Source organism: Persicitalea jodogahamensis, assembly GCF_014651615.1.
Taxonomy (GTDB): Bacteria; Bacteroidota; Bacteroidia; order Cytophagales; family Spirosomataceae; genus Persicitalea; species Persicitalea jodogahamensis.
Map to the genome: position 1 here is coordinate 37,339 of NZ_BMXF01000005.1, position 22,262 is coordinate 59,600.

Sequence of the window (22,262 nt, forward strand, 5' to 3'; positions counted from 1 at the left end):
ACCCTTTTTGTTTGATGAAAAACACCCATTTCCTTTTCATAAATACCAACACCGACCCGGCAGATTTCTTTCCCGGCTGGCGCATCGCCCGCATTGATGGAAAAGATTCGCCGTCGATCAAGGCATTTTACAATCAACTCGCCGAAGCCCTCGATTTTCCCGATTATTTCGGCCATAATCTGGACTCGCTGGACGAAATGTTGAATGATTTACAGTGGATCAAGGAGGATAAAATCGTCATTTTCATCAGCAACAGCGCGGATTGGCTGGTGCGGGAAAAAACCAACGAACGTCTGCCCGTACTGATTGACCTCCTGGAAGCTACCGCCGAGGATTGGAAATGGCTGGACGAGGACGACGACAGCGATCTGAAGAAGAAAGAGCTCAGAATACTCTTCGAGGACAGCCCCCGCATCCGTAAAATCCTTGAAGAGCAAGAGATTCCCTTCGGAATAGTGGATTAAAAATCGGTAAACATTGGTGGTGCCTCCTTTAACCCTTTACCCCTTCAATCACCCTTCCCCTTAGATCTCTTCTCCACTGAAAGTACCCCATGGCGGCCAGGATGAGGAAGATGGCATAGAGCAGGGCAGTCAGGTGCAGGTCTTTGTAGATGTACATCCCCACGTAGCAGGCGTCGGCCACAATCCAAACGAGCCAGTTTTCGAGGTACTTACGGGCCATCATCCACTGGCCCAGCAGACTGGCGGCCGTCAGGGCAGAATCGACGTAGCTGAGGCTTGCGTCGGTGTAGCGGTTCAGCAGGAATCCCCACAGTAGCGTCGCTGCTACGAACAAGCCCACAAAAAGCCCATAAAGCCGCATAGGTGTCCGGCTCACCGGCAAGGGATTGTTGTTTTTGCCCCCATAGAGCCACGCCCACCAGCCGTAGATGCTGGTAAAGAAATAGTACCCCTGCAGACTCATGTCGGCGTAAAGTCGTGCTTCCAGGAAAACGAAGGCATACAGCACGGCGTTGATAATTCCGAAAAACCATCCCCATACGTTCTGCTGCGTGTTAAGGTAAACGCAGATCGCCCCCGTCACAAAGCCCAACACTTCCAGTGGTGTAGTAATGAAGCCCGCCAGACTTAGTGATTGATTGAGCCAATCGAGTATTGCATTTTCACCCATTACAGCCGGCTACCGCCCAAAGTCATCCTGTACCCGCACAATGTCATCCTCATCAGAAGGGTTCGTCGGATCGGTATGCTGCCAGATTTCGGCCACTACGCCGTAACCATCGGTGCCGATAAGGCGGTGGCGCTCACCGCATTTGAGGTTCACGAGGTCGCCGATGGCGAGGGTTTGCAGATCGGTCTGCTCATCAGTATCGGATATTACAACGCCTGCCACGCCTCCGATGAGTTTCCAGAGCTCGGCCCGGCGGTGGTGGTACTGCCACGAAAGCCGTTGATCAGGCGCTACCACCAGAATTTTTGGACTCAGCTTCTGGCCTTCTTCAAAATCTTCCAGCGAAAGGTGCGGAAAAAACTCAGAGATAAACTGTGCAGCCTGTCTTTCGTCCAGGACAAAAAAACCGCCCCACGGCCTTTCAAAATCCTGAGTGGTAATGTCGAACCCCTTGCCTTCGATGAAGCTTCGAACGCTTGAAAACACTTCTTTTTTGTCGGTACCGGAGTCAAGTTTCATGATACTGTCTCTATGTAAGCGAAAATGGTTAATTAATAAGCAAAGGTAATAAACAAGAAAAAAGGGCGATGGCTTTCGCGCAGAAACCATCGCCCTCCCCTCCTTTCTTTTTAAAATTTTAAACCTTCATCGTCCAGCCAAAGGCATCTTCTTCCTTGCCTGTGCGAAGGTCGGTCAGATAGCGGCTCACGCGTGCTACGAACGAATCTTCCTTTACAGCAGGTAGTTCATAATCCGTGCCCTCGTAGCCAATAACTGAAAAAGGCGAAACCACGACTGCCGTTCCCGCACCAAAAGCGGCTTCGAGACGGCCTTCTTTCAGCGCCTGAATGACTTCTTTGATATCTATTTTCCGCTCTTCCACGGTCACACCCCAATGCCGGGCAATTTCGACAATACTCTTGCGCGTGATGCCATCAAGAATTGTGTCATTGACCGCAGGCGTCACCAGTTTGCCGTCCATAACAAACATGACGTTCATCGTGCCCGACTCCTCAATAAAAGCATGCTCTTTGGCGTCGGTCCAGATGAGCTGATCATAGCCCTGCTGCTGCGCCAATTTGGTCGGATACAGCGAGGCTGCGTAGTTACCCGCGCACTTGGCCGCTCCCACACCGCCTTCTGCCGCGCGAATGTACTGCGTCTCAACCTTCACCTTGGGCGGGTTGGCATAGTAGCTTCCTACCGGGCAGGTGAAAATGATAAAATAGTACGTATCGGATGGACGGACCCCCAGGTAGGCATCGGCCGCAAACATATAGGGCCGCACGTAGAGCGAAGTACCCGGTGCAGAAGGCACCCAGCCTGCATCGAGACGCAGCAGTTCGGTCAGGCCGCCCATGAAGAGTTCTTCGGGAATAGTGGCCATGCACATGCGCTCGGCGGACCGATTCATCCGCTTCCAGTTGTCGGTAGGACGGAAAAGCAGTACTTCGCCTTCTTCGTTTTTATACGCTTTCATGCCCTCGAAAATCGCCTGACCGTAGTGCAGCGCCGCCGTAACGGGGCTGAGCGACAGATCGCCGTACGGCACGATGCGAGCGTCCTGCCACTCGCCGTCGCGATACTCGGCAATAAACATGTGGTCGGAGATGTTCCGGCCAAAAACAAGGTTGTTGAAATCAACCTCCTGCAGGCGCGACTTGGTCGTCGGCTGAATCTCGATTTGTTGGGCTTCGGCGATCATTTGTTCAATGGATAATGGACAATGGATAATGACCCATGTCAGTTGACCCGTCATCCGGTTTGCGGTTGAAAACGCAATTTAGATATTATCCAATAAATATTTCAAAAAATTCTTAGTGCAACAATTATTTTTTTTCACCCGGATGATGAATTGGGCAAAACTGACAGGGAACGGTTTTTATAAGTAGAATTGTCTATTTTTGAAATTTCAATAATACACCCGCTCAGGTGTTTCTTTATAAAATATCAGACATTAAACATCCATAAACTATGCGCTGGCGAGATTTACGAAGAAGTAGCAATGTAGAAGACCGCCGCGGCATGTCCGGCGGAGGTAAGGTGGCTATCGGCGGCCTGGGCGTGATCATAGTAGTTGTTTTCGGTCTGCTGACGGGTCAGGATCCGTCCGAAATACTTTCCCAGATACAGGGCTCCCAAACCGAGCAGCAGGCCAGCACCCGCCAACCAGGCGCGCGGGCAGACGATGAAATGGCCGATTTCGTGACAGCCGTACTGGGTAGTACCGAGGATGTCTGGACCAAAATCTACGCCGACAACGGTGCCCGCTACCAGCTGCCGACTTTGCAGATTTTTGACAATGTCACGCGCGGCGCCTGTGGCGGCGCCTCGGCGGCGATGGGCCCTTTTTACTGTCCGTTGGATCAAAAGGTGTACATCGACCTGGCTTTCTGTGACTTGCTGCGGGAGCGCTTCAAGGCCCCCGGCGACTTCGCAGTAGCTTACGTAGTTGCGCACGAAGTGGGCCACCACGTTCAGAATCTCATGGGGATCACCGATCAGATTCAGCAGCAACGAGGCCGATTGTCGGAGACTGACTATAACAAGCTCTCTGTAAAACTGGAATTGCAAGCCGATTTTCTGGCGGGTGTGTGGGCCAATCACGCGCAGGAAATGCAAAACATCCTCGAGCCCGGCGATATCGAGGAAGCCCTGAATGCCGCCAACGCCATCGGCGACGACCGACTGCAAAAGCAGTCGCAGGGCTACGTGGTACCCGACGCCTTTACGCACGGTTCTTCACAGCAGCGGATGTATTGGTTCAAAAAAGGCTACCAAACCGGCGACCTGAGCCAGGGGGAGATTAATGACATCCAGTAAGCTTGGTCCCAATAAATCAGAAGAAAACGCGGCGCTGTTACGGTATCTCGTCGCCAAAGACCAACCGGAAACCGCCGATGACGACGCGCCTCAAAAGCGCATCATCGTCATCGGCAAGCATAAGTACTACGACCTTTTTAACGCCCAACTCATTGACTTCCCGCCCGGTCCCGGGGGCGATTTGCGCGGTCCGTTCGTACCCGTCAATCCTCTGGATCTATTATGGAATGCACCGCATCCGGATGGGCTTAAATTTTATGCCGCCCTCGCCAAGTTCCAGGGAGTGTACGAAAAGTCGCCCGCCGACACCGAAGCGCTCAAATCTCTGATTCGCAATCCTTTCGGTTATGGTTTTTATTACCACGATAGCCAAGTTTCGGAAAAAATCTCTGCCCGCTCGCTCTCGCCCATAACCATGAGTAAGCCCGAGGTAGATTTGAAAATACAAATCAGCCTGGGCGAAAAATACTACAACATTCAGAGTGACCTCACGCTCGACGGGGCATTTTGTCCGCTTTCGCGGATCATCGTGCGTTTTGGACATTTTCTTATTCAGGATGCAGCCTGGCACCTGTGCGACAAGCCTCCTGTCCTCGACGCCGTTGCTTATTTCAAGAAGCAAAGCCAGCCGCTGCTTCTCACGCCGGACGCTTTCCTGGAATTTCAACTGACGGCGCTACCCGATCTGGAAACCCATGTGCGGGTAGACCACAACTACCTGAAACCCGGCACGAAAGCGCAGCGCAAGAGCGTTGGCTTCGACAAAGTACCCGAAAAGCTGATCTACCTCTCGGATCATGGCGATTACGTACTCATCAATCCCGTGATGCGCTACGGCGAGGTAGAGATTCCGGTACTGACGAAGCGGCAGATCTTCGGCCAGGACAAACGCGGCAACTACTTCGGCATTCCGCGCGACGCACGGGCGGAGGATGATCTGATCGTGCTGCTCATCGGTCAGCATCCCGATTTTCTGGAACAAATGGAAAATCCGCTACTGTACTTTTACCTGCACCGCCGTCGCTTCCTGGACGCCGACTGGTTTCTGGATGCCTTCGAAGTCTGGCGTGAGCAGGGAATTCAGGTACTTGGGTTCAGTGAACTGAAAGGCAATACCCAGAATCCCCACAAGGCCAATGTCAACATTCAGGTAGCCAGCGGCCTCAACTGGTTCAACGCACTCGTGAAGGTACGGTTTGGCCGTAAGAAGGCGTCGCTCAAACAACTGCACAAATCGGTTAAAAATCAGAGCAAGTTCGTGCTGCTGGACGACGGTACGACGGGCATTATCCCCGAAGAATGGCTGCACAAACTGGCGGATTACTTCAACGCAGGCCAAATCGCCGACGACGATGAGACGATCCAGATCTCCAAGATCAAGTACCGGACTATTTCCGAACTCTTCGACGCCGCGATGCTGGATGAAAAGGCGCAACAGGAGATTAATTTGTACAATACCAACCTGTCCGACTTCAAGACCATCGCTCCGGCCCCGATTCCCGCCGGACTGCAAGCGACGTTGCGCCCCTACCAGCGGCAGGGGCTGAGTTGGCTCAACTTCCTGGACGATTTCGGTTTCGGTGGCTGCCTGGCGGACGACATGGGTCTGGGTAAAACGCTGCAAATCATTGCCTTTATCTTACTACTGCGAGAGAAGTCATCAAAAAACGTCAACCTGCTGGTGGTGCCCACCTCATTGATTCACAACTGGCAGGAAGAAATCGACAAGTTTGCGCCTTACCTGAAAGTATACATCCTGCACGGCCCCAATCGTGCCAAAAACACCTCCCTGTTCGACAAGTACGAACTCATCATTACCACGTATGGTACTTTGATTTCCGACATTGTTTTTTTGAAAAAATACGTTTTCAACTACGTATTCCTGGATGAGTCGCAGAATATCAAAAACGTATCGTCGCAACGCTACAAAGCTGCCCGGCTGTTGCAGGCCCGCAACCGGATCGCGATTTCGGGAACGCCCATCGAAAACAACACCTTCGATATTTACGCGCAGTTGTCATTTGCCTGTCCGGGTTTGCTAGGCAGCCGTCGTTACTTCAGGAATACCTACGCCATTCCCATCGACCGTTTCAAGGAAAAGCGGGCGGCGGAGCGGCTGCAGGCACTCATCAGTCCATTCGTACTACGGCGTACTAAGAAGGAAGTCGCTGCCGAACTACCCGAAAAAACCGAGGTGGTACTTTACTGCGAAATGGGTGAAGCGCAACGAAAGGTATACGATGCCTACGAGCGCGAATTCCGCGACTATATTTCGGCGGAAAAAGAAGAGGAAATCCAGAAAAACGGGATGCACGTGCTGCGCGGGATTACCAAACTGCGCCAAATCTGCAACTCGCCGCTGCTCATTCAGGATGAAAAACTCTACGGCGATACCTCAGCCAAGATCGAGCAGTTGATGGATAAGCTACGCACGCTGACGCCCAACCACAAGGTGCTGGTTTTCTCGCAGTTCGTCGCCATGCTAGACCTCATCAAAAAAGACCTAAACCACGAAAAAATCAAATATGCCTACCTGAAGGGAAGTACCCTCAACCGCCCCGAAGTCATCCACCAGTTTCAGGAAGACGACGCCACCCGCGTATTTCTTATCAGCCTGAAAGCAGGCGGCACGGGCCTTAACCTTACCGCCGCCGATTACGTCTTCCTCGTGGACCCGTGGTGGAATCCGGCGGTGGAAAACCAGGCCATCGACCGTAGCTACCGCATCGGCCAGCAAAAAAACGTTATCGCCGTGCGGCTCATTTGCCCGGATACGGTGGAGGAGAAAATCATGGTGATGCAACAGAATAAGGCCAAACTGGCCGGGGACTTGATATTGAGTGGAGATGGATTCTTTAAGTCGTTGGGGAAGGAAGGGTTGCTGGGATTAATGGGAGGTAATCAGTAAAGGCCTGGGTAGTTTACCGTTACCAGTTACAAAACTGATTTAAAACATGTTCCATCCACCAACTTTGGGTAAAAAAGACAGTTCTGGAATACAAAAGAAGCCCGATTGCATACAACCGGGCTCTTCCATTAATTACACTAAGCGTAACCCATGTCCATCCTGGATCAATCAACCCGATGTTTCTTACACGGGTTGTACTATATCAGATCGAGGACTTATTGGCTACAATGCTCAAATCCAGCAAAAAAGTGTCGTCGATGATCTTGTCGGCTGCGGTCCCGATGATCGCAGCCCGGTACTTGATGTCATAGTCCAGGCGATTGACCATGAAACTGGCAGTTGCCTGAACCGCGTCACCTGAAATATTGACCGTAGCCGGAAAACTTTGGGGCTTAGTGGTACCTTTAATAGTCAGGTCGCCACCGATGGTATAGTTGGGATCGCCGGCTTTGGCTCCCTTGATGGGTTTCGCACTGGTGATTTTGAAAGTGGAGGTAGGGTACTTCTCCACAGAGAAAAAATCTTCTGACCTCAGATGGTTGACCAACCGCTCATTGAAGGGGTTTGATTCGCCCTTATCTACATCCCGCATCGATTTCATATCGGCCGTAAAAGTACCTCCTGTAAGTTTGTTCCCATCTACATTGAGCTGACCGTTGGCCATCTTGACAATACCGATATGCTCACCGCCCACTTTTTTTGATTTCCAGCGGATAGCACTCCGGTTGGCATCCACAGCAAAGGTTGTGGCTTTGGTGACACCTGAGATTGTGGTGTACTGAACCTGGTTTTCGGTTGGGTTAGGGGAAGTAAAAAACCCGCCAGTCAGGATAAGAGCAACGAGAGCAGTACTGATTAAAGTGTTGTTGTGCATTTGAGTAGGGTTTGATTAATTAGAAAGAAGGATTTTCAGCTTGATGGCTGGTAGGCCAGGCTTATTTTTTGGACAATGCTACAATAGAAACTTCCGATCCGCAAATCAAATCGACAAGCGGCCTACATTATTCGACAAGTAACCAATCCTGGTGGATAATCGGGAATTAAGCCTGCGACTCAATGAGCCCCGAACAAGGGTTTGTAGCTTATTTAGTATATTCAACACGAAATATAAGCATCGTTTCCTATCCTTTCTTAAGATACCTGGCTTAACGGCCCAAAAACCTGCTTTCGCCATGTATGAAATAACTTACTGTTCGACAGCCAGCCCAAATCTGCGGGAAGAGGATATCGCCGCTATATTGGAAGAAGCCAGAGATCACAACATGAAAAGTGAGATTTCCGGCTGCCTTCTGTACCACAATCGGGAGTTCATTCAGATACTGGAAGGAGGCAAAGAAGTAGTACAGGATCTTTATTCCAGAATCGCTCAAGACGACAGGCATACCAATATCGTACTCCTGGCGGAAGGCGGCAAAGCGGATCGCTCCTTCTATGATTGGAGTATGGCATTTTATGAGTTAAGTCAGGATGACATGCAGGGAATAGGCCGGGAAGTGTTTGTTGATAATTTCATCACATTTTCAAAATTGGCCGAGAAACGCACCTTCCCCACGATCTTGTTTTGGAGCATGGCCCGGCAGCTCTTGGAAAAATAATTGTATTGCCAGGTTTTCTGTGCTCCGCGTAGTTGCTATCCAAACCCAGAGTGCTGATTCATCCGCCTTCGTTGATCCGCCATCAGGGTTGTGGGCCACTGGTAGGGCCTCCCATCTTTTGTAAAAGACGATTCCTTCCTTTTCATTCAATCGCCTCTGCACCATCCGGTATCTCGAAATATGCATTCCGGACGGCAGGATCAAACTTGATATCGTCCACGGTGATGTTTGTAATATGTTCTCCAGGCTGCTCACCCTCCGTCAGCCAATGCGTATGGTAGCCGGTGGCCAGCTCGATACCATCCGCTACCGTAGTACCTTGCAACTCCATGAATTTTTCGGGGGCGTGTCCTCCATCCTTAAAATAAGCGGGGTACGAAACGATGTAGCGAATAACGGCCAGCTTGTGCGCTTTTTTTTCGAAATATAGCACGTAGTAGTCATCTGGCGCGCTCCCGGTACCCGATGCAAACGTCACTTTGACTGCGTCGTATGTTTGGCCTTCGTGCGATTTATCAGCAAGCTTTTCGAGTTTAACGCCTTCGCCATCCAGCACAAACGGTTGGCCCAAAAAATAATAAGGAGTCAATGCCCAGAATTTCATATCAAAAGGAAAAGCGGTCGAATCCCTGACCTGCTTCCAGGTTGTTTCACCCGTCCAGCCAAATTCCTGCGTTCGATCCGCCACATTTTGGTGGCGGGCCTTATTGCTCCACGTATCCACCGTCACATAAGTGTCACGAACAGTGCTGCCATCAAGCGGTACGTAGTTGAAACGAAACGACAATGGACCATTGCTGTACCATTTTTTGAGTCCGCCATGCGCTTCCATCGCTTGCCAGACGATTTTGCCCGCCTCCGTACCCTCCAGTCGCTGCTTTGCCTGTTCTACCCGCTCGTTAATCCAGGATTCAGGTTTCAAAGCTGCTTGCTCTTCCGACCTTTCATTTTCTGACGGGCTTGTGCAGCTCGCGAAGGCAAGCAAGGTAATCATGAGAGCGGCTGGGATTATATATTTCATAAGCTGGTAGGTTCAATTTGGTTTAGTAACGAAAAAAATATGCTCAGTAAACGACTTTTTGCAAAGTTGATCGCTCGATGATGCATCCGGGCGGTCTCCGGCAGATTGTGAGGAATAGGGTAAAAAAAAGAGGTGACCCGTTCCCGAGTCACCTCTTTGCATTGAATATTACCGAAATCAAGCCAGATCAAAACGATCCAGATTCATCACTTTGGTCCAGGCTGCTACGAAATCTTTCACAAACTTCTCCTGCGAGTCGCTGCATCCGTACACTTCCGCCAGAGCGCGGAGCTCAGAGTTGGAGCCGAAGATGAGATCCACGCGGGTGCCTGTCCATTTTGGCTCGCCCGTGGTGCGCGTGCTGCCGACGAACACGTTCTGCGCGTCCGAAGTAGCCCGCCAGGTCGTGTTCATATCAAGCAGGTTGACGAAGAAATCGTTGGTCAGCGTTTCGGGGCGATCGGTAAAGACGCCGTGCTTTGTATTGCCGAAGTTGGTACCCAGCACCCGCATACCGCCTACAAGTACCGTCATTTCGGGGACAGTCAGCGTGAGCAGTTGCGCCCGGTCAACCAGCATATCCTCTGCTGCTGCCTTGTGGTTGGAATTAAGGTAGTTGCGGAAGCCGTCGGCGGCCGGCTCGAGCGCGTCGAATGCTTCTGCATCGGTTTGCTCAGCCGACGCGTCGGTGCGGCCCGGCGTGAAAGGTACCGTTAGCTCGTGGCCGGCGTTCTTGGCGGCCTTCTCGATGCCCGCCGATCCGGCCAGGACGATCAGATCTGCCAGTGAGACCATTTTGCCGCCTGACTGTCCGTCGTTGAATTCCTTCTGGATACCTTCCAGTTTCTCGAGTACCATAGCCAGTTGTTCCGGGTTATTCACTTCCCAGCGGTTCTGTGGAGCCAGACGAACGCGGGCACCATTGGCCCCACCGCGCTTGTCGGAACCGCGGAAGGTAGAGGCTGATGCCCAGGCGGTCGAAACCAGTTGGGACACCGACAGGCCGGAATCAAGAATTTTGCCTTTCAGCGCCGCAATATCCTGATCGTTGACGAGTTCGTGGTCGACGGCCGGAACAGGATCCTGCCAGATCAGCTCTTCCTCGGGTACTTCCGGCCCCAGATAGCGGGCGCGGGGCCCCATGTCACGGTGCGTCAGCTTGAACCAGGCCCGGGCAAATGCGTCAGCGAATGCGTCGGGATTCTCCAGAAAATGTCTTGAAACTTTCTCATAGGCCGGGTCTACGCGCAGGGCGAGATCGGTCGTGAGCATAAACGGTGCATGGAATTTGTTGGGGTCGTGCGCATCGGGCACGGTACCCGCTCCGCCATCGTCCTTCGGCTTCCACTGATAGGCACCGGCGGGGCTCTTCGTCAATTCCCATTCGAAGCCGAACAGGTTCTGGAAGTACTCGTGGCCCCACTTCGCGGGCGTGGTAGTCCAGGCTCCTTCGAGGCCGCTGGTGATGGTGTCACCCGCATTTCCACTGCCGTACGAATTTTTCCATCCCTGGCTCATTTCCTCGATGCTGGCACCAGCGGGTTCGGCATCCACGTACTTCGCGGGGTCGGCGGCACCGTGGGTCTTGCCAAAGGTATGGCCGCCCGCAATCAGCGCGACGGTCTCTTCGTCGTTCATCGCCATGCGGCCGAAGGTCTCGCGGATGTCATGGGCCGCTCCCAGAGGATCGGGATTTCCGGCCGGGCCCTCGGGGTTGACGTAGATGAGGCCCATGTGAGAAGCACCGAGCGGGTGTTCAAGTGTACGCTCGTGGTCTCCGTTGCCGCCGTAGCGCACGTGGTCGCCCAGCCACTCGGTCTCGGATCCCCAGTACACGTCCTCCTCCGGCTCCCAGACATCGGCCCGGCCACCGCCAAAGCCGAAGGTCTTCAGCCCCATGGATTCCAGGGCGCAGTTGCCCGTCAGTACCATCAGGTCGGCCCAGGAAAGCTTCCGTCCGTATTTCTGTTTGATAGGCCAAAGCAGCAGGCGTGCTTTGTCAAGGTTAGCGTTGTCGGGCCAGCTATTGAGGGGTGCGAAGCGCAAAGTACCCGCGCCCGCGCCGCCGCGCCCGTCGCCGATGCGGTAGGTGCCCGCGCTGTGCCACGCCATGCGGATGAACAGCGGGCCATAGTGTCCGTAGTCGGCGGGCCACCAGTCCTGTGAGGTAGTCATCAGGTCATAAATGTCCTGTTTTACCGCTGCCAGGTCTAATTTCTTGAATTCTTCGGCATAGTTGAAGCCCTCGCCCATCGGGTCGGACAATTCGGAGTGCTGACGCAGGATGTTCAGCTTCAGCTGGTTGGGCCACCAGTCGCGGTTGCGAGTACCGCCACCCGCGGCTTTTTGCAAAGTGCCACTGCTGAACGGGCACTTGGCTTCGCTTTCGTTTACATCCCAGGCTTTATGGGTACCTTCAAGGGTGCTTGAACCGTTATTACTTGCCATTTTTAATCGTTTTTGAACTGTTTGTATTGATTGGTTTTTAAAAACTTCTATTTGCCCAAAAACTCGAGGAGAGTTGGAATGTTTGATCTGCCAAGCGTTTTCAGGGAGTTATTTAACAAAGATAAACAGGGATAAGCAGAAAGAAAAAAGCGTTTACAGGCAGCCTATTCTTCCTGCTTTGATATCAGCGCCTTGCCTTCCAAGCGGCAAGAAGAGCCGATTCCCTCTCTGCCAGGGAATCAGGGCCCGACAACAACTTAATACGCTTAACATCCTCTACCGCTTCAGAATTCCACCAGGCGTGAATATCCCTGACGCTGTCGGCCAGCGGCGTGAAGGTCAATCCATTTTCCACCCCAAACGAATTATCGATCCGCGCAGACCCCAGGTTATCGCCCACCGGCATAATCCAGGGAATAGCGTCGGGGACGTTATGCTTCGCCAGGAACTCATAATCGGGAATCATCACAAAGGACGCCTTAGAGCTAAATGCAGCATGAACCCCGTATACAAAAGCCTCCATAGTCGTGACCGATGGCGGACCGACGGCATTGTAGGTACCGGCTTTGTGGTTTTCGGCCAGGCGAATCATAAAACCCGCCACGTCGCGGACGTCGATGTACTGGACCGGGTCATCCGGTTTTCCGGGGACCAGCACTTCTCCGCCCCGGGCAATTCTTTCGGGCCAGTAGGTAAAGCGGTCGGTTTGGTCACCGGGACCCATCATGTAGGTAGGACGAACGATGATAGAGCGGTCTTTTCCAAAACTTTTCACTACTTCGATTTCGCTCAGGGCTTTCATTACTCCGTAGTCGTACTCGTATTTCTGCACCTGCGTAATTCCGTCGGGTACTTTCAATACGGGCTTTGTATTCTCCCGGATGTCTTTACCCAGATAAGGGTAGTACACACCGGTGGAGGATGTGTATAAGTACAGGTCACAACTTTCTTTCAGTAGTTCTGCGGTATCTTTTACCCATTTCACCCGATTGCCGGAATTATCGATGACCACATCCCACTTGCGGTTTTTGAGCGCTTCCAGATCATTTTCCCGGTCACCGATAAGTGATTCCACTTCGTCAAAAATGTCCTTCTTAACCGTGGGCTGGGTGCGTCCCCGCGTAAAAGTGCTGACGCGGTGGCCGCGTTGCAAGGCATAGGCTATTTGTTGTGGCCCCAGAAAACTGGTACCGCCCAGGATCAGAATTGAAAGCGGGTGGACGGCCCTCTCAACACTTCTCGGACTCTCCTGCTTATTTTTCGCAGTGCCGATCAGGGGAATGCTTAGCAGCGGCGTCAAACTACCAAGGGTAATGCCTGTCTTCAAGAATCTGCGTCTGCTTTTATCCTGATCTGCATTCATCGTGTCTGTTTTGAAAATACAAAATCAATATAGCAAACGGCCCATAATCTACCAAATGGCAGAAGCCAGAGAGTATCTCGCACTAAACAAAGTAGTTTCAAGTAAGTTATACAAAAATCTGCTTGGATAGCAGATTGAATATCATTAACTTAGATTCTGAATTTTTTCAAAAATCAAACGACCAGAATTATGAAAAAAACGTACTATCTGTTGGCGATGGCCTGCGCCGGATTCTTATTGTTAGCCACCACCTACCGTACGACCGAAAGCAAGTACGGGATGGTCGTAGGATCGCCCGAAATCAAGTCGATGACCTCGTTGTCATTCGGTCCCGATGGCATATTGTTTGTCGGCGATTCGAAAAGTGCCACTGTATTTGCAGTGGATACCAAAGATGGGGCGATGAATGAAAAGGCGGCGAACGTCGAGATTAAGGACATCGACCGGAAAATCGCAGTCCTGCTGGGTACCGAAGTACAGAACATCAGCATTCAGGATATTGCCGTGAATCCGGTATCCAAGAGTGTGTACCTGGCCGTTCAGCACAGCGACGGTACGCCCGTTTTATTCAAAATCGAGGGCGAGAAAATTACGCCGGTCAATACCAAGAGCATTGCTTATTCGAGCGTAGCGCTGAATGACGTGCCCAGTGAGTCGGACAAGGACCGCAGAGGAAATTCGTTACGCGTTTCGGCCATTTCGGATTTGGGTTACGCTGATGGCAAACTGATGGTGAGTGGTTTGTCAGGAAAAGAATTTAATTCGACGTTCCGCAGCATCCCTTTCCCCTTTACTAATAAGCAAGATCAGGCTTCGCTCGAAATCTACCACGCGGCCCACGGCAAGTACGAAACCCTATCCCCGATCAGGACTTTCACGACCGCCGAAATCAGCGGCAAAAAGTACCTGGTCGCCAGCTACACCTGCACACCGCTGGTACTTTTTCCATTGGATGAATTGAAAGCCGGCCAGCACGTGAAAGGCAGAACGGTAGCCGAAATGGGTAGTGGCAATCAGCCCATCGACATCGTTACCCTAACCAAAGGCAACGAATCGTACCTGATGATGGCCAACTCGAACCGCCCGGTATTCAAGGTAGATTATAAAAATATTGAAAAGTACCAGGGTTCGCTGACCACGCCCGTGGAAGAAAGCTTTGCCACTGCCGGGGTAGATTTTGTGTCTCTGCCCGTGACGAACGTATTGCATCTGGCCAAGCTTGATGATTCCAGAATGGTTTTGCTGCAACGCCGCTCCAACGGCAGCCTGGATCTCTGGACTTCCAGCGAACGTTATCTATGACCAAAAATAGATTGATTCGGATCAGGTCGTACCCAGCGTATGGCCTGATCCTTTTTGTTTTAATGGGTTTCTGCGGTTGCTCATCCTCTTCCGAAAATGACCAGATTCGCCTTCGCTGGCGTGGCAAAGCAGCGGAAGGAGTCGATATCCCCCAATCCTTGACGGTCGGATTGCCTTCCGATTCCGTAGCCAGTTTGCTTAAAGTCAGATTGGTAGATTCCGACCCTTCAGTCTCAATTCTCGGTGACTATTCAGTGGAGTCCAAAACAATTTCTTTTACGCCGCTCATTCCTTTTACCCGCGGATTGCAATATGAAGTATTGCTACGAAATGCGCCTGTCGGTACTTTTGCCGTTCCTGCGGCCGACCCTGCCGATGCTCCCGAACTCTTGGGAATCTTCCCTTCTCAGGATACTTTGCCCGAAAATCTTCTGAAAATTTACCTACGTTTCTCCCAACCCATGCAGGAGGGGAAATCGGCTGACTACGTTGCGCTGATCAGCAATAACGCAGATACGCTGAAAGGCGCTTTCCTGAACTTGCAACCGGAATTGTGGAACGAAGACCGAACTGTGCTCACGCTGTGGCTGGATCCCGGTCGCATCAAACGTGATCTTCAACCTAACCGCGTGTTGGGAAATCCTTTGCAGCGTGGAGTTCATTATCAGCTGCTTGTCTCCTCAGAATGGAAAAATAAACTGGGAGCATCGTTGCCTAAAACCTACGATAAATCTTTTGTGGCGGGTCTGCGGGACAGCCTGTCGCCCGTACCTGCGAAATGGAAAATCATGGTTCCGTCGAGCGGTACCCGACAATCCACAAAAGTTGAATTCAATGAACCTCTGGATTATAGTCTGCTAGCCGAATCCCTAAGCATCCTGGACAAAAACGGAAGGGTAGTTAAGGGCAAGTGGGAAATAGGTGAAGATGAAAAAGCGGCTCATTTCAAGCCTTTGGGTAGCTGGCAAGCAGGGAACTACACGCTGCAAGTACTTACGATTTTGGAAGACCTGGCCGGGAATAACCTGAATCGACCCTTTGACCTTGATGTAACGAAAAAAAGAGCGGGACTTCATTCTGATGAAGTGATCAAAGTACCATTTTCGGTTGCTGATTAGTATGCTAGCAGGGCTATACAGCAGGTGGCGATCCGCACGGAGACTGCTGATAATATGCTTATAACTAGTATTCTTATAATTAAAAAAGTCAGCATGTCTAAGTTTGAACATTTATTAGCAGGGCAAACGTTAGCCATGAAATTTCCACGGGTATATTTGCGTACCATGGTTGAGCTACTAACAGTCGAGTCTAATGAATCAATCTTACCTGGTGCGCCTGATGAATGTTCTGGGCTGGCTGCTGCTGGTTGGCTCGGCCATGGCCCAGACTCCCTACCGCATTGAAGGCCGCGTGACGGATGCCACCACCGGGCAGGGGATTCCGTTCGCCAGCGTGGCGGTCAAGGGTACCACGTCCGGCGCCAGTTCGGATGCTGAAGGTAATTACCAGCTGGCGGCTGCCCGTCTGGGCGATTCCCTGCTGGTATCGAGCCTGGGCTACGCCGCCCGTGCCTATCCGCTCCTAAAGGAGACTACTCAAACGATCAATATTACCCTTACCGCCACTGCCAGCAGTCTGCAGGAAGTGAAAGTATACGCCAGGGGTGGTGATCCTGCCTACCATATCATGCGCGATGCTGTGAGCCGCCGCGATCAGTTCGATCCCACCCAATTATCTGCCTACCAGTACGAGAGCTACGTCAAGACCGAAGCTTTCCTCAACGAGTTTGCCCGCAAGGAGGGTCGCCGTCCCGGCCTGATTGGCGGTAGGCTATCCAAAATGCCCGCCATAGTCGGCGAAAACGGCGACCCGGCGGTACCCGTTTTCGTCTCCGAAACGCATTCCGAGTACTATCACCGCTCCGACCCCGGCAAAACTAAGGAAAAGGTGCTGAAAAGCCGGGCGTTAGGCGTAGGCATCACCGACGGCGGCCTTACGGCTCAGTTTACAGGGGCGTCGTTCCAGCAGTACAATTTTTACAACAACTACATAAACCTTCTCAATAAAGATTTTCCCTCCCCGCTCGGACAGTATTGGGAAACCCTTTACGCCTATCACCTTATGGATACCCTGTCGGTAGGCGGGGTAGTTTGCTATCAGATCGACTTTGAACCCAGGCAGGACAAGGATGCGGCTTTCAACGGCACGGTCTGGATCGACACGACCCGCCTAGGACTGCTGAAAATCGACGCCCAAATCGATCGCCGGGCCAACATCAATTTTGTAGAGAGCATTCGGGTAGAGCAGTACTGGGAGGATGTCGAAGGGAGTGATCCGGTGCGGCCCGCGCGGCTGCCCGTTCTCACGCAATTGTTGATCGACTCCGACCACCCCGTCCCCAATGCGCCGGGCGTGCTGGTTCGATTCTATTCCTCCGCCGAAAACATCGAGGTTAATAAGCCTTTGCCCCCCAATTTCTACGAACCCGCCCTCGAACTGGCGGACGACTACCGTGAGAACTCACCTGACTACTGGAAAGAGGTGCGCCCGCTGAAGCTCAGTCCGGAGGAGTTGCGGGTGTTCGAGGTAGTGGATTCGGTGCGTAATACTCCTGTGATGAAGCTTGTGGGTAAGGCTATTGACCTGTTTAGTGGTGGGTACTTACCGATTCCCGGTACGGGCCTGGAGATCGGGCCTCTGGTATACAGCTACGCCAATAACGACATAGAAGGCCATCGGTTTCGGTTGGGACTGAGAACCAATCAGGATTTCAGCCGCCGCTGGATACTCAGCGGTTTTGGTGGGTATGGCACCTTCGATCGACGGTTTAAGTATGGGTTCGGGGTAGAGTACGTGGCGGGGAAAAAGCCTTGGACCGTGGTAGGTGTTCAGCATAGCTACGACCTTGAGCAACTGGGCTTCAGTAGCGATTTGGTGGGCAGTAGTTTTCTTTGGGGGGCTTTCAGCCGCTTCGGGACGCTCAACCGCGCTTACCTGCAACAAAATACCCGCGCTTTTGTGCGCAGGGAGTTGGGCAGCGGTTTCACCCAGACGGTGAGCGTGCAAAGCCGCAGCTTCGACCCGCAATTTGATTTTGCCTATCGTATGCCCGGTCAGCTCGACCCGGTGTACAGTCACAACTACCATACACGGGAACTCTCGCTGGAAACTCGCTTCGCTCCCGGCGAAATCATGGTACAGGACGACAACGATCGCTACGCAATTCCTAGTACCAATCAGCCCGTTATTGTATTCCGTTACGATCTGGGTATGAACATTATGCACGGCGACTTCAACTACCATCGGTTTAGTTTGGCGCTCGAACATTCTGTTCGGCTGGGCGTGCTGGGTCGCACCTACTACCGGGTTAATCTGGGTTATACGCCTTCCACCCTTCCCTACCCGCTGCTTTTTGTCCCTCGGGGAAACCCGTCGGTATTCATGTCGAGCATTGGCTACAACCTGATGCGTCGCTTCGAGTTCGCTACCGACCACTACGCCGGGCTGCTGGTCGAGCACTATTTCCAGGGACTGATTTTCAATCGTATCCCCGGCGTCCGGCGGTTGAAATGGCGGTTTCATGTCACGGGTAAAGTACTGGTGGGCGGCGTCTCAGACGCTAACGCCAGCCTTACACCTGCCGTCGATGAAATGGGCCGGACCATACTCGGCTTCCAATCGCTGGGCGGAATGCCTTATGTAGAATTAGGCTACGGTATCGGTAATATTTTCAAAGTACTCCGTGTAGATGCCATCCACCGGCTCACCTACCGTACCCTCCCGGATGCCAATAACTTTGGGTTGAAGCTATCGACCCGAGTAGGGTTTTGAGGTACGGTTTGGTATTGCCTATTCAGCGTACAGTGAATCAATTCCCCAGCGCCACCTTCTCACTATTTTCATAAGGCACCATCAGCTTCCAGGTCTTTCCTTTCGCGGTTATTTCCACCTGCACCTCTTCGTCATTTTCGGCAAGTAGTTTGGTCTTCATAGTTGGTACTTTGCCTTCTGAGGGAAACAGTAGCCACACGAAAGTTTGGTCGCCAGTAATGTCAGCGCTGTAAATTGTAGCTGTATTGTGTGAATAAACATTGTATTCCGGACTGTACCACCCTTGGATTTCCGGTTGCTCCTGCCCTTTGACAAACCGAACGTCCATTTTTTTGCTTCCAACAGGAATCACCGCCAGGTTTCCTTTGGGATTGTTGGTTTTTATGACATTCTCCTCCTGATTCACAACGCAGTCAGGGTGCCAGTGCCATAGCGTTTCGATCTTTCGGGGTTTGTCGGTACGGATTCGATCGACTACTACCCAGAATTCTCCCCGTACATACATAAGCGCACGGGTGTGACTGGCCGTACCGTCTACGTTTTTGAAGTCCGCAAACTGGCCGGTGGCATAATCAAACTCAGGGGTAATTTTGACGTGACTATTGTCCAGTGATTCTTCAGCCAGTCTGGGGCCGGGTTTCTGCCCGTTGCCATCGATCAAAACCAGATTATGCCCGGCACTACCCGTGGCGTAAGGCCGGAATTTTTCGGCTACCTCGCCCGTGTAGGCAAACCGCCCGGCATCTACGAGCAGATCACGGCCGAGGGCAGAAACCGAAATGTGCAGCTTGTCATTGTGCTGGTGCCCGCTTCCCCAAGGACCGATGTCGAAAAAAGACCAATGCGCCTGGGCTTCGTAGCCACTTCGGGAAACCAACTGGCCCGCCCACGGAAAAAAGTACGATGGCCCCTGCGTCGGTTTGGTGCCGTTTTTTCCGTTGGAGGCCAGGTAGGCCCATTCCGGTTGATTATATTTTTTTGCCGCCGCCAAAAGTGATTCCCGGTCACTGCCCCGGTCTCCGTCGTTATTCAATAGGCGAAATCCGTCGGGACGTACCGTGCGAGCCATGTAATCGTACATCTTGACGATGGTTTCGTTGAAGAAGTCCGGCAGGGGGCGGTTAGCCCGGTCGCAAATGTCCTTGAAGAGTTCGAAGTTGGCCAAGGCCACCTGGTGATAGTGCGACGTGAGCTCGGTCTGGATACCATCGGCATATACCTGCCCCTGCATGCTTTCGGTCATGGTGGCGATGGCGTAAGTGAGCCATTCGTCGGCATTCCTGTATTCCGGAAAATTAGTAGCCACGGTAGCCAAAGCCGAGATTTCCATCGTCAGCCAGTTATTGCCGGCGTGAAAGTACCGGTTGTAGTGGGCGTGGTCGGGCAGGCTGCTCAGCATCAAAAGCTGCGTGGCCGGGGACAGATACGGGCTGTCGATAAGGCCGTAGAATATCCTTGACCACACCTTCACCCGGGCGGCCACTTCCAGTCCCCGCCATACCGAAGTACCGCTTTTTACGGCGGGATAAGGCATACTTTTGAGAATAAAATCCCGTAGAAAGGCGTCGATATACCGGGCATACTTCGGATTTCCGGTGTCCTGATAGGTGTTGAATACTTCCAGTAGCTGGGAATGCCGGTTGGATAGCCAGGCCCATTCCTTATCGTTGTTCGGTCCTTTATAGTACCAGTCCCGGTGCCCGTCGGACAGCAGGGGTACTTCGCCCCGCACATTCTGTACTATGAATATGTAGTTCAAAATCGTGTCCGCTTCCGCTACGGTTTTGTTCGAGGCAGACGGTAGGGGCTTTCTCAGAAAATTGGCCGTATTTCCACTTTTGTAATAAGCCAACAGGTACTTGCAGGCCTGGACCAAATCTCCGTTTTGATGCGCCTGTTTCACCTTCTCCATGCCCGGCGTATCCAGATCAAACTGATCCAGCATCGTTTTCATGGTTTCTGGGGCGTAGGAACATATATCCTGTACGGTAGTGAGATCCTGCCACTTTTTTTGGGCGAAGGTGTCTGGCAAGGCGAAGAGGAGAAAAACGAACAGAAGAACGAGGCGGGAAGGGATTTTGGGCTTCATGGAATTATACTCTTGAAAAATTACTGATGGATTTGCGAGCACTTAACGTAGGGTGTACTCCTCCAACAAAAGGATTTTTGCTAAGGGCCTACTAGCTAGATCAGGAAAATTCTTTTGTCGGAAGGTGGTCCGCAGTGATTAGCGGCGGGCGACCGGGAAAATACCGTCGGCATTGTCCCTAAGGACGACTACTGACTCACCCAACCCCACTTTTTACCCTGCAAGGTCCACTTACGATTATTTCCGGCCATTTCCTGAGCCGGGGCCTGCGGGCGGTGGGCGCGCCACATGGCGGTTATAAAAGGGTCATAGGTAGTTGTTTCCTGCTTGGGGCGTGGGTAGTTGCCCCGCGCGGCCGCGTAGGGGTCATCCTGGCGCATCCAGCGTTCGATGTAGTCAAAGTGGGCGTCGTGATTCCAGAGTTTGACGGCTTTCAGATAGCGGGCGGCCAGTGCCGTACCCACCCAGGCCTGGGCGTTGCAGCAGGTACGGTAGCCTTCGGAAGTTTTATCCCAGTCACCCCACTGATCCGGCGTTTTTTCCTCGTAGGTCTCCCGGTTGCCGTGATGAATAACCATCTGCCACAATACGTCCTGGCCAAACCAGCCATTACCGTAATAGGTCTGCGTGTCTTCGTGAAAAACGGCCGTGCCGGGTAGTTGCGCCAGGGCAGGATCTTTCAGCATGATACTCGCAAACAGAATGGGCCACTTGCGACCACTGGAATGCCCGCCGCCTTCGTTCCAGTAACCACCCACCATGGCCAGGCCATACAGGTCGATGCCGCGCTGAATGAGTTCGAGCGTGAGCTTTTCTTTCCGCTGGCGGGGTACATCCAGCATCACCATCAGGCTGGCCATCGATACCAGTCTGGCGTATTCACGGCCGTAGTTGGGCTGGTTTTCGTTGGGAACCAGTTCCTGCTGCGACCAGCTGAGGATGTGGTCAATCCAGGGACGCTGAAAGTACCTTTCGAAGTCCTCCCAGGAAGGTACTTGCCCGGCGGGTGAGAGAGCGGGCAGTGCTTCCCAGCGAATATCCTGAGCCCGGAAAATCGGCTTCCCGGTACCGGCATAGGGTGGACGAAACGCGTCCGTGGGTGGTTCGGCTGCCAGGCAGGTCAATACAGCGGCGGTTTTCATCACGACCTGGCATTTCTTTTCGTTATCCCAAGGCATCAGTTCCTTGCAGAAGTGATTAACGGGAAGTGACGTATTGCTGATGGAGGAAACAAGCGAACGATTCGTAGCCAGATCCAGAGGAAGCTTTACAACTTCTTTTTCATCAAATGATTCACTGCGGGAATCGTAGCCCTGAGTGTACCCTGCTTTCAGCACAATCATGGAGCCGTTACGCATAGCCGCATTTTGTTTCAGGCTGGTGTCGTTCCAATGATTGATCTTAATATCGGATTGATCGGTCGTCACTGGTCCCGGCTCCGGCGTAATTTTCACAATCCGCACCGGCCCTACGACCCACCAGTCGCCCGTGATGAACTGGCCAGTGCGGGCAGGTTTATCAAACGTCCAGGTGATACCGTATTGGCTGATTTCTTTCCGAAAGCCTGTCTGGCCGTTGTCTGGTTTGGTGTCGCCCGGAGGCATTGTTTTGGAGCAGGAAACAGGCAGAGATGCCAGAAGTACGATGTAAGCGACAATTATTTTCATAGTCTTCTCGAACTGAACGAGTTTGATTCTTAGACCCAGTCCGAAATATTGATATAAAACGAGTTAGGTACTTGTTTATAC

General features: G+C 52.3%; 16 protein-coding genes. 7 read left to right on the top strand and 9 right to left on the bottom strand.

Features of this window, described 5'->3' with window-relative positions:
- Nucleotides 1–14 precede the first annotated feature (14 nt).
- On the top strand, nt 15–464 hold the full coding sequence (locus tag IE117_RS21450) for a barstar family protein (protein ID WP_189567096.1): 450 nt from the start codon (nt 15–17) through the stop codon (nt 462–464).
- A 28-nt stretch (nt 465–492) separates the two neighbouring features.
- On the opposite strand, the gene pnuC is transcribed toward IE117_RS21450, so the two are convergent.
- From pnuC to IE117_RS21465, 3 genes are all read right to left on the bottom strand, one after another.
- Nucleotides 493–1,134, bottom strand: a complete 642-nt coding sequence (gene pnuC, locus IE117_RS21455; protein ID WP_229581265.1) for a nicotinamide riboside transporter PnuC — start codon at nt 1,132–1,134, stop codon at nt 493–495.
- A gap of 9 nt (nt 1,135–1,143) precedes the next feature.
- Nucleotides 1,144–1,653 carry a cupin domain-containing protein gene (locus IE117_RS21460; protein WP_189567098.1) on the bottom strand — a complete coding sequence of 170 codons (510 nt, stop codon included), beginning with the start codon at nt 1,651–1,653 and terminating at the stop codon, nt 1,144–1,146.
- A 118-nt stretch (nt 1,654–1,771) separates the two neighbouring features.
- On the bottom strand, nt 1,772–2,839 hold the full coding sequence (locus IE117_RS21465; RefSeq protein ID WP_189567099.1) for a branched-chain amino acid aminotransferase: 1,068 nt from the start codon (nt 2,837–2,839) through the stop codon (nt 1,772–1,774).
- Nucleotides 2,840–3,108: 269 nt separating this feature from the next.
- Between IE117_RS21465 and ypfJ the strand changes: the two genes are divergently transcribed.
- Nucleotides 3,109–3,957 carry a KPN_02809 family neutral zinc metallopeptidase gene (gene ypfJ, locus IE117_RS21470; protein WP_189567101.1) on the top strand — a complete coding sequence of 283 codons (849 nt, stop codon included), beginning with the start codon at nt 3,109–3,111 and terminating at the stop codon, nt 3,955–3,957.
- Nucleotides 3,944–6,865, top strand: coding sequence for a DEAD/DEAH box helicase (locus IE117_RS21475; protein ID WP_189567103.1), 2,922 nt, complete (start codon nt 3,944–3,946; stop codon nt 6,863–6,865). The genes ypfJ and IE117_RS21475 overlap by 14 nt, the downstream gene beginning before the upstream one ends.
- Before the next feature lie 202 nt (nt 6,866–7,067).
- On the opposite strand, the gene IE117_RS21480 is transcribed toward IE117_RS21475, so the two are convergent.
- The gene (locus IE117_RS21480) at nt 7,068–7,739 is read right to left on the bottom strand and encodes a YceI family protein (RefSeq protein ID WP_189567105.1); all 672 of its coding nucleotides are present in this window, start codon (nt 7,737–7,739) and stop codon (nt 7,068–7,070) included.
- A 298-nt stretch (nt 7,740–8,037) separates the two neighbouring features.
- Here IE117_RS21480 and IE117_RS21485 point away from each other — a divergent pair, with 298 nt between their 5' ends.
- Nucleotides 8,038–8,460: a BLUF domain-containing protein gene (locus IE117_RS21485; RefSeq protein WP_189567106.1), complete on the top strand. Its 423-nt coding sequence runs from the start codon at nt 8,038–8,040 to the stop codon at nt 8,458–8,460.
- A gap of 142 nt (nt 8,461–8,602) precedes the next feature.
- On the opposite strand, the gene IE117_RS21490 is transcribed toward IE117_RS21485, so the two are convergent.
- The 3 genes from IE117_RS21490 to IE117_RS21500 all read right to left on the bottom strand — a co-directional run bounded on the left by IE117_RS21490 (nt 8,603) and on the right by IE117_RS21500 (nt 13,256).
- Nucleotides 8,603–9,481, bottom strand: a complete 879-nt coding sequence (locus IE117_RS21490) for a hypothetical protein (protein WP_189567108.1) — start codon at nt 9,479–9,481, stop codon at nt 8,603–8,605.
- 177 nt (nt 9,482–9,658) lie between these two features.
- Entirely contained in the window at nt 9,659–11,929 is a 2,271-nt protein-coding gene (katG, locus tag IE117_RS21495) for a catalase/peroxidase HPI (protein ID WP_189567116.1), read from the bottom strand.
- 184 nt (nt 11,930–12,113) lie between these two features.
- Nucleotides 12,114–13,256: an NAD-dependent epimerase/dehydratase family protein gene (locus tag IE117_RS21500; protein WP_189567118.1), complete on the bottom strand. Its 1,143-nt coding sequence runs from the start codon at nt 13,254–13,256 to the stop codon at nt 12,114–12,116.
- A gap of 225 nt (nt 13,257–13,481) precedes the next feature.
- Between IE117_RS21500 and IE117_RS21505 the strand changes: the two genes are divergently transcribed.
- From IE117_RS21505 to IE117_RS21515, 3 genes are all read left to right on the top strand, one after another.
- Nucleotides 13,482–14,594 (top strand): hypothetical protein, encoded by a 1,113-nt coding sequence (locus IE117_RS21505; protein ID WP_189567120.1) that lies wholly within the window; start codon nt 13,482–13,484, stop codon nt 14,592–14,594.
- A complete protein-coding gene (locus tag IE117_RS21510) occupies nt 14,591–15,712 on the top strand; it encodes an Ig-like domain-containing domain (RefSeq protein ID WP_229581268.1) in 1,122 nt (373 codons plus the stop codon). The genes IE117_RS21505 and IE117_RS21510 overlap by 4 nt, the downstream gene beginning before the upstream one ends.
- Before the next feature lie 193 nt (nt 15,713–15,905).
- Nucleotides 15,906–18,425 carry a DUF5686 and carboxypeptidase-like regulatory domain-containing protein gene (locus IE117_RS21515; protein WP_189567122.1) on the top strand — a complete coding sequence of 840 codons (2,520 nt, stop codon included), beginning with the start codon at nt 15,906–15,908 and terminating at the stop codon, nt 18,423–18,425.
- Nucleotides 18,426–18,462: 37 nt separating this feature from the next.
- Here IE117_RS21515 and IE117_RS21520 read toward each other — a convergent pair whose 3' ends face one another.
- Both IE117_RS21520 and IE117_RS21525 read right to left on the bottom strand, forming a co-directional pair.
- Complete coding sequence (locus tag IE117_RS21520; protein ID WP_189567124.1) at nt 18,463–20,514, bottom strand: alginate lyase family protein; 2,052 nt, start codon at nt 20,512–20,514, stop codon at nt 18,463–18,465.
- Between the two features lie 188 nt (nt 20,515–20,702).
- Nucleotides 20,703–22,181 carry a hypothetical protein gene (locus IE117_RS21525; protein WP_189567126.1) on the bottom strand — a complete coding sequence of 493 codons (1,479 nt, stop codon included), beginning with the start codon at nt 22,179–22,181 and terminating at the stop codon, nt 20,703–20,705.
- Nucleotides 22,182–22,262 lie beyond the last annotated feature (81 nt).

Excerpts from the sequence above, each read along its gene's own strand:
- IE117_RS21450 (WP_189567096.1), top strand. The coding sequence starts at position 15 with ATGAAAAACACCCATTTCCTTTTCATAAATACCAACACCGACCCGGCA.
- pnuC (WP_229581265.1), bottom strand. The coding sequence starts at position 1,134 with ATGGGTGAAAATGCAATACTCGATTGGCTCAATCAATCACTAAGTCTG.
- IE117_RS21460 (WP_189567098.1), bottom strand. The coding sequence starts at position 1,653 with ATGAAACTTGACTCCGGTACCGACAAAAAAGAAGTGTTTTCAAGCGTT.
- IE117_RS21465 (WP_189567099.1), bottom strand. The coding sequence starts at position 2,839 with ATGATCGCCGAAGCCCAACAAATCGAGATTCAGCCGACGACCAAGTCG.
- ypfJ (WP_189567101.1), top strand. The coding sequence starts at position 3,109 with ATGCGCTGGCGAGATTTACGAAGAAGTAGCAATGTAGAAGACCGCCGC.
- IE117_RS21475 (WP_189567103.1), top strand. The coding sequence starts at position 3,944 with ATGACATCCAGTAAGCTTGGTCCCAATAAATCAGAAGAAAACGCGGCG.
- IE117_RS21480 (WP_189567105.1), bottom strand. The coding sequence starts at position 7,739 with ATGCACAACAACACTTTAATCAGTACTGCTCTCGTTGCTCTTATCCTG.
- IE117_RS21485 (WP_189567106.1), top strand. The coding sequence starts at position 8,038 with ATGTATGAAATAACTTACTGTTCGACAGCCAGCCCAAATCTGCGGGAA.
- IE117_RS21490 (WP_189567108.1), bottom strand. The coding sequence starts at position 9,481 with ATGAAATATATAATCCCAGCCGCTCTCATGATTACCTTGCTTGCCTTC.
- katG (WP_189567116.1), bottom strand. The coding sequence starts at position 11,929 with ATGGCAAGTAATAACGGTTCAAGCACCCTTGAAGGTACCCATAAAGCC.
- IE117_RS21505 (WP_189567120.1), top strand. The coding sequence starts at position 13,482 with ATGAAAAAAACGTACTATCTGTTGGCGATGGCCTGCGCCGGATTCTTA.
- IE117_RS21510 (WP_229581268.1), top strand. The coding sequence starts at position 14,591 with ATGACCAAAAATAGATTGATTCGGATCAGGTCGTACCCAGCGTATGGC.
- IE117_RS21515 (WP_189567122.1), top strand. The coding sequence starts at position 15,906 with ATGAATCAATCTTACCTGGTGCGCCTGATGAATGTTCTGGGCTGGCTG.
- IE117_RS21520 (WP_189567124.1), bottom strand. The coding sequence starts at position 20,514 with ATGAAGCCCAAAATCCCTTCCCGCCTCGTTCTTCTGTTCGTTTTTCTC.
- IE117_RS21525 (WP_189567126.1), bottom strand. The coding sequence starts at position 22,181 with ATGAAAATAATTGTCGCTTACATCGTACTTCTGGCATCTCTGCCTGTT.